The sequence below is a fragment of the Martelella sp. FOR1707 genome (assembly GCF_053484265.1).
Map to the genome: position 1 here is coordinate 23,152 of NZ_JBAKFP010000002.1, position 12,845 is coordinate 35,996.

The 12,845-nt window shown below is 63.7% G+C and carries 10 protein-coding genes; 4 read left to right on the plus strand and 6 right to left on the minus strand.

The features are described 5' to 3' along the window. Nucleotides 1-6 precede the first annotated feature (6 nt). Nucleotides 7-1,821, plus strand: a complete 1,815-nt coding sequence (gene ngg / locus V6765_RS04030) for an N-acetylglutaminylglutamine synthetase (RefSeq protein WP_448426680.1) — start codon at nt 7-9, stop codon at nt 1,819-1,821. A gap of 3 nt (nt 1,822-1,824) precedes the next feature. Then, the gene (locus V6765_RS04035) at nt 1,825-3,018 is read left to right on the plus strand and encodes an osmoprotectant NAGGN system M42 family peptidase (protein WP_448426681.1); all 1,194 of its coding nucleotides are present in this window, start codon (nt 1,825-1,827) and stop codon (nt 3,016-3,018) included. Nucleotides 3,019-3,109: 91 nt separating this feature from the next. Here the strand turns inward: V6765_RS04035 and V6765_RS04040 are convergent, their stop codons facing one another. The 6 genes from V6765_RS04040 to V6765_RS04065 all read right to left on the minus strand — a co-directional run bounded on the left by V6765_RS04040 (nt 3,110) and on the right by V6765_RS04065 (nt 10,516). Then, complete coding sequence (locus V6765_RS04040) at nt 3,110-4,042, minus strand: acetamidase/formamidase family protein (protein ID WP_448426683.1); 933 nt, start codon at nt 4,040-4,042, stop codon at nt 3,110-3,112. After that, nucleotides 4,039-4,833 (minus strand): FadR/GntR family transcriptional regulator, encoded by a 795-nt coding sequence (locus tag V6765_RS04045; protein WP_448426685.1) that lies wholly within the window; start codon nt 4,831-4,833, stop codon nt 4,039-4,041. The genes V6765_RS04040 and V6765_RS04045 overlap by 4 nt, the downstream gene beginning before the upstream one ends. Continuing rightward, nucleotides 4,830-5,825, minus strand: coding sequence for an ABC transporter ATP-binding protein (locus tag V6765_RS04050; protein ID WP_448426687.1), 996 nt, complete (start codon nt 5,823-5,825; stop codon nt 4,830-4,832). The genes V6765_RS04045 and V6765_RS04050 overlap by 4 nt, the downstream gene beginning before the upstream one ends. Next, the gene (locus tag V6765_RS04055; RefSeq protein WP_448426689.1) at nt 5,818-7,755 is read right to left on the minus strand and encodes a dipeptide/oligopeptide/nickel ABC transporter permease/ATP-binding protein; all 1,938 of its coding nucleotides are present in this window, start codon (nt 7,753-7,755) and stop codon (nt 5,818-5,820) included. Before V6765_RS04055 ends, V6765_RS04050 begins: the two co-directional genes overlap by 8 nt. Beyond that, complete coding sequence (locus V6765_RS04060) at nt 7,755-8,699, minus strand: ABC transporter permease (protein WP_448426691.1); 945 nt, start codon at nt 8,697-8,699, stop codon at nt 7,755-7,757. Before V6765_RS04060 ends, V6765_RS04055 begins: the two co-directional genes overlap by 1 nt. A 257-nt stretch (nt 8,700-8,956) precedes the next feature. Further along, nucleotides 8,957-10,516, minus strand: coding sequence for an ABC transporter substrate-binding protein (locus V6765_RS04065; RefSeq protein ID WP_448426692.1), 1,560 nt, complete (start codon nt 10,514-10,516; stop codon nt 8,957-8,959). Between the two features lie 283 nt (nt 10,517-10,799). Between V6765_RS04065 and V6765_RS04070 the strand changes: the two genes are divergently transcribed. Further along, the gene (locus tag V6765_RS04070) at nt 10,800-11,330 is read left to right on the plus strand and encodes a DUF4142 domain-containing protein (RefSeq protein ID WP_448426694.1); all 531 of its coding nucleotides are present in this window, start codon (nt 10,800-10,802) and stop codon (nt 11,328-11,330) included. Between the two features lie 167 nt (nt 11,331-11,497). Next, nucleotides 11,498-12,730 carry an allantoate amidohydrolase gene (locus V6765_RS04075; protein ID WP_448426695.1) on the plus strand — a complete coding sequence of 411 codons (1,233 nt, stop codon included), beginning with the start codon at nt 11,498-11,500 and terminating at the stop codon, nt 12,728-12,730. The last annotated feature ends 115 nt before the right edge of the window (nt 12,731-12,845 follow it).

Below are 12,845 nucleotides of genomic sequence, written 5' to 3' on the forward strand. Positions count from 1 at the left end.
AAGCCGATGAGTTCGGACAAAGGCTCCAGGGACGATCATCGCGGGCGCGAGGCCTATGCCCATCGCCTCAAACGGATGCGCTCGCACGGGATGAAACCGCCGATCCCCGGCGGCGAGGAGCACGGCGGCATGACGCCCGATGCCTCGATCGACTGCGGCTGGGGGCGGGTGGTGTTCGGCCAGACGTTTTCCGACACCAAGCTTCTGATCGAGACGCTGCGCGCCGAGGTGCCCGACCACCGCGATATCGCGATCTATGTCCGCGATCCGCATGTGGTGCTGGCGAACGCGCCGCAGGAGGTGTTTCTCGATCCCTCGCACACCTTTCGGCTGGAACTTTCCACCTACCGCCCGGCCCCCAAGCCGCCGCAGGGCTTTTTCATCCGCCGGCTGACATCGGAGATCGATGCCCAGGCGATCAACCGGATCTATGCCGCGCGCGGCATGGTGGTGGTCCGGCCGGATTTCTTCTGGCGCCAGCGCGATGCCCGCTCGATTTCCTATTTCGTCGCCGAAGAGGAGCACACCGGCAATATTCTCGGCACGGTGACCGGCATCGACCATTCCCGCGTCTTCAACGATCCGGAAAAAGGCTCGTCGCTCTGGTGCCTGGCGAGCGACCCTCAGGCCCGCCAGCGCGGCATCGGCGAGGCTCTGGTGCGCCGGCTTGCCGAGCATTTTCTCGCGCGCGGCGCTTCCTATCTCGATCTCTCCGTGCTGCACGACAATGATCCGGCGATCCGGCTCTACGAGAAGCTCGGCTTCAAACGGGTGCCGTTCTTCACGGTCAAGCGCAAGAACCAGATCAACGAGAAGCTTTTCACCGGGCCTGAGGCGGATGACTACGAGGAACTGAACCCCTATGCCCGGCTGATCGTGACCGAGGCGCGGCGCAGGGGAATTTCGGCCGAGATTACCGATGCAAGGGGCGGCTTCTTCCGGCTCTCCTATGGCGGGCGCTCGATCCATTGCCGCGAAAGCCTGTCGGAACTGACGACATCGGTGGCAATGTCGATCTGCGACGATAAATCCGTGACCCGCCGTTTCGTCGAGGAGGCAGGTGTGAAGGTGCCGCGCCAGATGACCTCGGATGCCGGCGAGGATGCGATCCGCGGCTTTCTGGAAGATGCCGGCCATCTCGTGGTCAAGCCCGCGCGCGGCGAGCAGGGCAGGGGCATTTCCGTCGGCATCACCACCTATGAGGACCTCGAGGAGGCCGTGAAGGCGGCGAAGACCTATTGCGACACGGTGCTGATCGAGGAGATGGTGGAAGGCGAGGATTTGCGCCTGATCGTTATCAATTACCGGCTCGTGGCCGCCGCCATGCGCCGCCCGGCCCATATCGTGGCCGATGGCAAATCCACGATCGAGCAGTTGATCGCGAGCCAGAGCGAGCGGCGCAGTGCGGCAACCGGCGGCGAATCCTCGATCCCGCTCGATGCCGAGACCGAGCGCACGGTCCGCGATGCCGGCTACACCTTCGCCGATGTGCCGGAGGCGGGCACCGAAATCCGCGTGCGCCGGACGGCGAACCTGCATACCGGCGGCACCATTCACGATGTCACCGATATCGTCCATCCGAAGCTGGTGGACGCGGCGATTTCGGCGGCCCGCGCGATCAATATTCCGGTGGTGGGGATTGACCTGATGATCAAGTCCCCGCAAAACCCGGACTATGCCTTTATCGAGGCCAATGAGCGGCCGGGGCTAGCCAATCACGAGCCGCAGCCGACGGCCGAACGGTTTGTCGACCTGCTGTTCCCGCTTTCAATGCCGGCCAGCGTACGCCACTCGGTGCGCGAGGCCCACAAGAACGAGTAGCCGATGAAACGACTGACGATTGACGCCGATTATCTGTCCGACATTCTCAAATCGCTCCTCGCGATCCCCTCGCCGACAGGCTACACCGACCCCATCGTGCGTTTCGTGACCGGAGAACTGGAAAAACTCGGCCTGTCCGCGGAACTCACCCGGCGCGGCGCGATCCGCGCCGTCCGGCGCGGCGTCGACAGCCGCGGCGCGCGCGCCGTGGTCTCGCATGTGGATACGCTCGGCGCGCAGGTGAAATATCTGAAATCGAACGGCAGGCTGGAGCTGGTGCCGATCGGCACATGGTCGGCGCGGTTCGCAGAAGGCGCGCGCGCTACGATCTTCACCGAAAAGGGCTCCTATCGCGGCACCATCCTGCCGCTGAAGGCCTCCGGGCACACCTTCAACAATGAAATCGACGAGCTGCCCGTCGGCTGGCAATATGTCGAGCTGCGCGTAGACGCGCTGACCCGCGACGAGGCGGACCTCGATCGGCTCGGCATCGAGATTGGCGATATCGTCGCGATCGACCCGCAGCCCGAATTCCTGGACAACGGCTTCATCGTCTCGCGCCATCTCGACAACAAGGCCGGCGTGGCGCTGATGCTCGCCGCGCTGAAGGCGATGCAGGATGAAAATGTCGAGACCCCGGTCGCCAGCCACTGGCTGTTCACCATTGCCGAGGAAGTCGGCGTCGGCGCATCCTCCATCGTCGCGCCCGATGTCGCCTCGCTGGTCTCGATCGACAACGGCACCTCGGCCCCGGGCCAGAACTCCTCCGAATTCGGCGTGACCATTGCCATGGCCGACCAGACCGGCCCGTTCGACTGGCATCTCACCAAGAAGCTGGTCGATGTCTGCAAGGCCAACGATATCCGCTACCAGAAGGACGTGTTCCGTTACTACCGTTCCGATTCGGCAAGCGCCGTGGAAGCGGGCGCGGATGTGCGCACAGCGCTGGTTGCTTTCGGCGTCGATGCCTCGCACGGCTATGAACGCATTCACATGCATGCGCTGCGGTCGATCGCGGAAATGATCACCGCCTATCTGACCTCCGATGTCGAGATCAAGCGCGACTTCCAGCAGTCCGGCCCGATGACCGGCTTCACCCGCCAGCCGACCGGCAAGGCCAAGCAGGACCTTTCCGCCGACGTCGAAAGCGAAACCATCGACGACCCGGCGCATCCGCACCATGCGGGGCATGCCTGAGGGTGGCGATTGGATATCGGCTTAGCCTCTTGCGTCCGATACTCTCCCCCGGGGCGAGAAGATTGGGGGCTATGTGGTTTGGTCCGTCGCTCTATCCGAACACGATGCGTGGAAAATAGAACGACACCACCCAGTTCGGGGCGTCGACGATCTCGCTGATCTTCAGGTCGCCGGCGACCGAGCACAGCATGTAGGCGTCCTCGGGCGCAAGCTTGCGGGTGCGCGACAGGTGGTCGATCATTGCCGAAACGGCGTCGCGGGCGGCCGTCATCAGATCGGGGCCGATGCCGGTCGTCACCTCGTAGCCGGCGGCATCGAGATGGCGGGCGATCGGGCCGGGGGTGGAGAAATGCGGGGTCTTCGGCGCGGCGCCCTTCACCACCTCGATTGTGATCGCGACATCCATCGCGCTTTCGATCGCCGTGCCGCACACCTCGCCATCGCCCTGCGCGGCGTGTGTGTCGCCGAGCGACAGCAGCGCGCCCTCGACCTCCACCGGCAGGTAGAGCGTCGTGCCCGCTGCGATATCGCGGATATCCATATTGCCGCCGACGCGGCGCGGCGGGATCACCGAGTGGTTGCCGGCTTCGGCCATGGCCACTCCGATCGTGCCGATGAAGGGGCGCAGCGGCACGGAGGCGATATCGTTGAAGACGGCGGGTTTTCGCGCCGCTGTGTCATAATCCCAGAGCTTCAGCTTCGGCTGATCGAACTGATCGGAAAGCAGGCCGAAACCCGGAATGATCGCGCTCCAGCCGAAGCCCGATGGCGTGAATTCGTGGATCGTCACCTTCAGCGCGTCGCCGGGCGCGGCCCCTTCGACATAAACCGGCCCTGTCAGCGGATTGACGTTCTCCGGATTGGCGGTGAGGATATCGGCGGCGGTGCTGTCATGATGATAATGGCCATTGCCGGCATCGCGGCAGGCAAAGGCGATGGTTTCGCCCGACCTTGCGAAATGGACCGGCTTGATCGACCGGTCCCAGCCGAGATGGCATTCGTGGGAATGGATGGTGCGGATCATGTCCTGCTCTCCTTTCCTGCGGCCTCCAGGTTCAACCGCGCCCGCTCCAGCATATAAGCCTCGGCCTCGGCCATATGTTCCGCCATGATCTTGCGGGCCCGGTCCGGGTTGCGGCTGCGGATCGCCTTGATCAGCTCGATCTGGTAGAAGACGCCGGTCTCGCGCAGGCCCGGATTGGGCGTCTGGTAGATTTCCCGGCATTCCGGCAGGTCGCGCAGCAGGTTCAAGAGCAGGCCGCAGGCAAAGCCGAGCACCGGGTTTTTCGCATGGCGCGAGAGCTCGGCGTGGAAGTCGAGTTCGGCCAGCCGCTGGACATATTCCTCGTCGGCCGATTTTGGCTCCGCCTCGTAAAGCCGGATCGTGGCCTGCAGGGCGTCGATTGCGTCGTCGGGCAGGTGAAGGGCAGCGTCCGCCGCCAGTTCCGGCTCAAGCTGCTTGCGCAGCGCGTAAATGTCGGAGATCGAGGGCGGCGCGCGCAGGAACAGGTTGGTGACGGTCTGGATCGCCTCGTCAGGCGCGACGGCACGGGCGAAAATGCCGCCGCCGGGGCCGGTCTTGCTGGCGATCATGCCCTGGAATTCGAGGATTTTCAGGGCCTCGCGCACCGTGCCCCGCGAAGCGGGAAGTTGCTCCGGATCCAGCCATTCCGCCGGCAGCCGGTCGCCGGGTCGAAGCCCGGCCTCGATCATCCGCTCGCGCAGCATGTCGGCGATGATATCCGGCCGCTTGCGCTTCTTCGCCGCAAACGGCGGGGCAAAGGCCTGGCGGCTTTCGAGGCTGGGTCTGGTCATGCCGTCCTTTTCACCATCGGATGGAAGCAGGCGGCTTCGTGGCCGGGCCCCCCTTGCGCTTCGTCTATCGGCGGAACATGCGTCTGGCAATGCTCCGTTCCGTTGGGACATCGGGCGAAAAAGGCGCAGCCCTTGGGCGGATTGTAGGGGTCCGGCAGCTCCGCCTCGCTGTCGCCGCCGGAAACCGCCTTGCGGCCCGGCGCGGGGGCGGAATTGAGCAGCAGATGGGTGTAGGGATGGAGCGGCTCGGCAAACACCGCGTCACGGCTGCCAAGCTCCACGATCCGCCCGAAATACATCACCGCCACCCGGTCCGAGATCGATTTCACCACCGACAGGTCATGGCTGATGAACAGGTAGGTGAGCCCGAACCGGCTCTTCAGGTCGTCGAGAATGTTGAGCACCTGCGCCTGCACCGAGACATCGAGCGCGGAGACCGGCTCGTCGAGCACGATCACTTCCGGATCGGCGGCAAGCGCGCGGGCGATGCCGATGCGCTGGGCCTGCCCGCCGGAAAATTCATGCGGGTAGCGCTCCAGGAATTCGGGCGCGAGATTGACGGCGTCCATCAGCTCTTCCAGCCGCTTCTCGCGCTCGGCCTTGTTCATCTTCAGAAGATGGATCAGCGGGGCTTCCAGAATGGTGCGGATCTTCTTGCGCGGATTGAGCGAGGAGACCGGGTCCTGAAACACATATTGCACCTGGCGGGCCAGCGCGCGCGGGTTCTTCTTTGCTTCCCGCGCCAGATCGCGGCCCTCGAAGGTGATCTTGCCGCCGGTCGGCAGGTCGAGGCCGGAAAGCAGGCGCGCGAGCGTCGACTTGCCGCAGCCGCTCTCGCCGACAATGCCCAGCGTCTCGCCCTTCTTCACATCGAGGGTGACGTCCTGCACGGCATGGACGGCGGGAAGCGCCTTGCCGAACAGCGTCTTGCCGCCGCCGAAGATGCGCTCGGCCCGATCGATCGCGATCAGCGTTTCATTGGCCTCAGGCATCGGCGGTCTCCCGGTTGAGCGGATGGATGCAGCGCGCGCCGCGCTCATCGCCGAAGGAGAGCATCGGAATGTCGCCCTTGCGGCAGTCGTCTTGCACATAGGGACAGCGGTCGGCGAAGGCGCAGCCGTCCGGCAGGTCGTTGACCACCGGCGGGCGGCCCTGGATCGCGTCGAGCCGGCGCTCGGGCTCGCCCAGAACCGGCACGCAGTCGATCAGCTTGGCGGTGTAGGGATGGGCCGGGTTGGCGAGGATTTCCTCGGTCGTGCCGGTTTCGACGATCCGGCCCGCATACATCACCGCCACCCGGTCGCAGATCGCCGAGACCACGCCGAAATCATGGGTGATGAACAGGATCGCGGTATCGCGCTCCTTACGCAGCCCGTTCATCAGTTCGAGGATCTGTGCCTGCACCGTCACGTCAAGCGCGGTGGTGGGCTCGTCAGCGATGATCAGTTGCGCGTCGTTTGCAAGCGCCATGGCGATTGAAATCCGCTGGCGCATGCCGCCCGAAAGCTCATGCGGAAAGGCATTCAGCCGTTCGGCCGCATTGGGGATGCGCACCGATTGCAGCAGGTCGGTGGCCTTCCGGCGCGCCTCGGATTTCGACAGCGGCTGGTGGGCCTGGATCGCCTCGATCAACTGATCGCCGACGGTAAACAGCGGATGCAGCGTCGACAGCGGGTCCTGGAACACGTGGGATACCGCGCCGCCGCGAAGCTGGCGAATGCGCTCGTCGCTTGCGGCGAACAGGTCTTCGCCGGAAAACCACGCGGCACCTCCGGCAATGCGTCCGGGCGGGGTCGGCACAAGGCCCATCAGCGACATCGCGGTCACCGACTTGCCGGAGCCGGATTCGCCCACCAGCCCGAGACATTCGCCTTCGCGGATATGCAGATCGACGCCGCCCACGGCCTTGTAGATGCTGCCGCCGACATGGAATTCGGTGCGCATCTGCTGGACGTCGAGAACGGCGTTTTCGCGCGGCTTCTCGTCGGGCGCGGCATCGCGCTTGACGGCCGTGCGCGCGCCGGGGCGGGCGAGCGCGCCGGATTTGAGCCGCGGGTCGAGCACATCGCGGATGCCGTCGCCGAGCAGGTTGATGCTCATGACGAGGGCGAAGATCATCAGGCCCGGCACCATCGAGACATGGGCGTCGGTGAACAGCACCTTGCGGCCGTCGCCCAGCATCGAGCCGAGATCGGCCTGCGGTGGTTGGGCGCCGAGGCCGAGGAAGGAGAGCCCGGCGGTTTCCAGGATCATCCAGCCGATCGTGGTCGACATGGTGATGATGATTACCGGCAGCACATTGGGCAGCACCTCGCCGAACAGGATCGAAAAATGCGATTTGCCGGAAAGCCGCGCCGCATCGACGAATTCTCGTCTCGAAAGACCGAGCGTCATGCCGCGAATGTTACGGGCGAAGAACGGGATATTGACCACGGCGATGGCATAGAGCGCGTTCAGGAGACCGGGGCCGAGAACGGCGACGATCGCCAGCGCCAGCAGGATATACGGGAAGGCCATGACCATATCGATGCCGCGCATCAGGATATTGTCGGTTCGCCCGCCCGCATAGCCGGCGACAAGACCGATCAGCGAGCCGAAGAAGGCGGCGATCAGCGTGGCGGAGACGCCGACGGCGAGGCTCACCCGCGTGCCCCAGATCAGCCGCGACAAGAGATCGCGGCCGAGCGCATCCGTGCCGAGAAGATGGCCCTCGGAAAAGGGCGGCAGCAGGCGGACGGAGGGATCGGTGACGTTCGGCGGCTGCAGGGGCAGGATCGGCGCGGCCAGCGCCACCAGCACGATCAGCGTCAGCACGATCAGCCCGGTGGTGGCGAGCGTGTTGTTGAGCAGCAGTTTGACCGCGCTCGGGCGGCCGCCCTTCTTCTTCTGCTTCGCGGGTGTGGAAATCGCGGCGTCGGTCATCAGCGCAACCTCGGATCAAGCATGGTCTGGACGACGTCGGCGGCGAGGTTGAACAGCACATAGGCCGCCGCTACCACCAGCACGCCGCCCTGGACGGTGAGAAGGTCGCGGGTGGAAATCGCGGTCACCAGCATCGAGCCGATGCCCGGCCACTGGAACACGGTCTCGATATAGACCGCGCCGCCGAGGACGAAACCGGCCTGGATGCCGAGCACCGGAATGACGGAAACCAGCGCCGCCTTGAAGGCGTGGCGCATGATCACGCGGCGCTCCTTCAGCCCCTTGGCGCGGGCGGTGCGGATATAATCCTGGCGCAGCACTTCCAGCATCGAGGTGCGCGTCAGCCGCGCAACTACGCCGGTTGCCACGACCGAGAGCGTGAAGGCCGGCAGGATCAGATGCCTGATGAGATCGAGCGGTCCGCCGCCGCCATAGATCGCATACATGCCGCTCGCCGGCAGCCATTGCAGCTTGACGGCGAAGACCAGGATCAGGAGCAGGCCGAGCCAGAACGAGGGCACCGAAATGCCGATCAGCACGAACAGCGTCACCAGCTTGTCGGTAAAGCCATACTGGCGCACGGCAGAGACGATCCCGGCCAGAAGGCCGAGGATGGAACAGAGCACCAGCGAGGTGCCGGCAAGGATCAGCGTATTGCCGAAGCGCTCGGTGATGATGTCGATCACCGGGCGGTTCTGGGTATAGGAGCGGCCGAAATCGCCCTGGAGAATATTGCCGAGCCAGATGAAATATTGCTGCACCAGCGGCTTGTCGAGCCCGAGTGCACGATTGATGCGGTCGACATTTTCCGGCGTGGCGTAGGAGCCGAGAATGGCGGTCGCCGGATCGCCGGGGATCATCGCCATGATCGCGAACACGATCACGGTAAGGCCCAGAAGCACCGGAATGACAGCCAGTAGCCGCCTGAGGATGTAGTGTGCCATGGCGTGTTCTCCGTGGGACGGGAGTCCGTGCGGCAAATCAGCGAGCGGCACGGTGGCGGTGGGCTTCGACTCGCCGCCTGTTTTCAATCTCCCCCCTTGAGGGGGAGATGTCGCGAAAGCGACAGAGAGGGGTAAAGGGCGTAAGCCCTAAAAACCGCAAACACTGTGCTCTCGGAGAGGTTTCACCCCTCTCTGCCCCTGTCGGGGCATCTCCCCCTCAAGGGGGGAGATTTTTTGGGGCTATGCGGCGCGACCGATCAATTCGGCTTCGCCACCTTCTGCAGCAGCAAGAAGAAGGACGGCTGGAGCTTGAAGTTTTCGACGCTCGCCTTGGTCACAGCGTTCTGCTTCCAGTTGGCGATGAAGGCCCAGGGCGCGTCGTCGTGGACGATCGCCTGCATCTCCTTGTAGAGCTTCGCGCGTTCGGCCTGATCGGTGGACGTGCGGGCCTGTTCCAGCAGCTTGTCGACTTCCGGGTTGGAATAGTAGCCGGAATTGAAACCGCCCTGGTCCGGGAAGGCTTCCGAGCGCAGCGCCAGATAGGGGAGCGTGTCCGGGTCGTTGGTCATCCATGCCATTTCGGCCATATCGGCTTCGCCTTCCAGACCGGGGTTTACCTTGCCGAGGAAGGTGTTCCACTCATAGGTCTCGATTGCGACCGGCATGCCGACGGCTTCGAGATCGGCCTGGATCTGGGTTGCCATCGCCTGCGGCTCCAGCATGCCCGAACCGCCTTCGGTCACGTAGAAGGTCAGTTCCGAGCCGTCATAGCCGGCCTCTTCCAGAAGCGATTTGGCCTTTTCCGGATCATAGGGGTAGGGCGACAGGCTGTCGTCATAGGCCCAGGCGAAGGCCGGCGGCGTCGGGCCGGCGGCGACTTCGGCCGTGCCCTGCAGGATGTCGTTGACGATCGCTTCCTTGTTGATCGCGTAATTGACGGCCTGACGGACCTTCTTGTCGGCGAAGACGCCGTCCTTCATGTTCAGGATCAGGAACCAGAGATGCGGGCCGGCCTGCTCGTAGACCTTGTAATTGTCGTTGCCTGAGAACTGCTGCAGCGCATCCGGCGGCACCTCGACCATCACGTCGAGACCGCCCGAAAGCATCTCGGCGACGCGGGTATTGGCGTCGGTGACCGGGCGGAAGACGACGGCCTCAAGCGGCGGCGCGCCATCCCAATAATCTTCGTTCCTGGACACGACCACCTTGGCGTTCGGGTCCCATTCCTCGAATTTGAATGCGCCGGTGCCGGAGGGGTTGCGGCCGAAATCCTTGCCGTGTTCCTTCACCGCTTCCGGCGAGACGATCAGGCCGGTCGGATAGGCGAGGTTGGAGAGGAACGGCGCATAGGGCTCCGTCAGCGTGAACTTCACCGTCATGTCGTCGACAACCTCGACGGTGTCGATCGAGGAGAAGAAGAAGGCCAGCGGGAACGGACCGGTGTCGTAATACTCGTTGTCCTCGTTCAGCATCCGGTCGAAGTTGAACTTCACCGCCTCGGCGTTGAAATCCGAACCGTCGTGGAACTTGACGCCCTCGCGCAGCTTGAACGTATAAGTCTTCCCGTCCTCGGAAATGTCCCAGTCGGTCGCAAGCGCGGGCTCGACCTCGAGCGTGCCGTCCTTGTAGCGCACCAGCCCGTCATACATGTTCACGAGAATGCGGAAGTCGTTGACGGCGGTGTCGGTGGCCGGGTCGAGCGATTTCGGTTCGGCGATCTGGCCGACAACCAGAACATTGGGCGGTGTCTGGGCAATCGCCGGCGCGCCGATGGCGAGCGACGCGGCAGCCAGCGCGGCTGCGAGAAGGCGTTTCATCGATCGGTTCTCCTCTGTTGGTGGTTTTCTTAATTAATTATGAAAAATTGGTAATTGACAAGGATTTATTATGATAATTCCTGAGGGCGCAGCGGCGCGTTCAACCTAAATCCAGATTTTTCAATGCCTTAACTCGATGACCCGGTCGGACTGACAGGCGGTGGCACCCATCCGGAATTCCATGACAAAGGCATTGCGCCTTCAAATTGCCAACTACGGAACCACTCTGATCGTGACTGTGAGCGGGCCTCACATGAAAGCTGATGGACGATGATGAAAGGCAATGAACATGACTTCGATCGCGTTGTGCCGCCGCAGTATTTTCATCGGCGGAGCCGTGACGGCGGCGATGACCGCACTGGCCTCGGTTTCGGCCTCGGCATTGGCGGATGAGCCTCCGGAAGATTACGCCGAACAGACGCTGAAACTCGATCTGTTTTCCTGCGATATCAGCGAGCTGGCCGCCAAGAAGGCGGTCCATCCGGTGGTCTACAAGTTCGCCGAACTGGAATCGGAGGAGGCTCAGGCGATTGCCGGCTTGCTGTTGAAGGCCGGCGCCTCCACGCCGCAGCGCCCGGACGCGCTGTCGCAATCGGTGGAGACGCTGAAGAGGATGGATCCGGGACCTGCCTTCGATCTGGCCTATATCGAGCACCAGATCGATAATCACAAGTCGCTTCTCAAGGTGCAGAAGCGCGAGGTGGATGACGCGTCACGTCAGGGCGTTCAAAAGACGGTTGCCACCGTTCTGGTGCCGCTGATCGCCTCCCATCTCGATATGCTCCACACCGCGCATACCGACCTCGCATTCTAGATTGCTTAGGCTTCGCCCCGCCGAAAAGTCCTCGGCGGGACGGAATTTAGGGTTCCGATGCGGCGGGCCGCCTCCGTCGCCAACGGAGCTATGCAATCTTATTTATCATGAAAAATTTGCGATCTTGCTGAATTTATCATAATGAATTGATCGAAGAGGGAGGCGGTATGCGACCAGAGATCAACAGCGAGCGACTGAAAACCCTGCTCGACGGCATCAATGCCTTCGGCCGCGCCGAGGGCGGCGGGTTTAACCGCATTGGCTTTTCCGATGCCGATATGGCGGTGCGCGACCGGTTCGCCCGCGAGATGGAGGCTGATGGCCTTACAGTTACCCGCGACGGCGCCAATTCGGTGTTCGGGCGCTATGGCGGGGCGAATGCGCCTGCGATCATGGTCGGCTCCCATCTCGATACCGTGGCGAGCGGCGGCGCCTTCGATGGCGCGCTGGGCGCAGCCGTCGCGCTTGAATGCGTGCGGGCCATGAAGGAGGCCGGCTTTGTCCCCGCCCGCCCCATCGAGGTGGTGGCCACGTCTGAGGAAGAGGGCCGTTTCGGCGGCATGCTCGGCTCGCAGACGATCGCCGGTCTGGTGACGCGGGACTGGCTCGAAAGCGCTGCCGATGCCGATGGCCTGTTGCTGACCGACGCCATGCGTGCTCAGGGGCTGGAGCCGTCCGCGATCCTTTCTTCGGCGCGGCCGAAAGGCTCTATCGAAGCGTTTCTCGAACTGCATATCGAGCAGGGGCCCGTGCTGGAGCGGGAAGCGATTGCCATCGGTCTTCCGGAGGGCGCCACCGGCATCGTCAACCTGCATGTCCGGCTTTCCGGCATCGCAAACCATTCCGGCACGACGCCGATGGATATGCGCGCCGATGCCTTCGCCGGGCTTGCGGAAATTGCGGTCCAGATCCCGGCGCTGATCGCGGCGTCGGGCTCGAAGGACGCCCGCATCACCATCGGCAAGGTCGAGCTTTCCCCCAACCATCCGCATACGATACCGGGGGAGGCGGTGTTCACCCTAATCATCCGCGATGCCCGTGAAGACGTCATGCGCGGCCTTCAGGCCCGCTTCGGGGAAGTCGCCGGCGCGGTCGCCCGCAAACACGGGCTGACGCTTTCAATCGAGGAAAACAGCTTCATAGCACCGGTCGCCTTTGACGCCGGCCTGATCGACATGCTGGAGGCCGAGGCGCGCCGTCTCGGTCTTCCGGCGCGGCGGATGATCTCGGGCGCCGGCCATGACGCGCAGACGATGACGGCGCTCTGTCCCTCCGCAATGATCTTCGTGCCGAGCCGCAACGGCATATCCCACGCGCCGGAAGAACATTCCGACTGGGCGGATATCGAAAAGGGCGCGGAGCTGATGCTAGCCGCGTTGATGCGGGTCAGCGAAGGCTGAACAGCCGTCACCGATGAGGCGTTTGTTGCAAGTGTCAGGCGTGGTATGTGGACCGGAAACCGGGAGCTTTCCGTTGTCCCGGACCAGCTTTTAAACGTGTCGAGAAACAGACGCC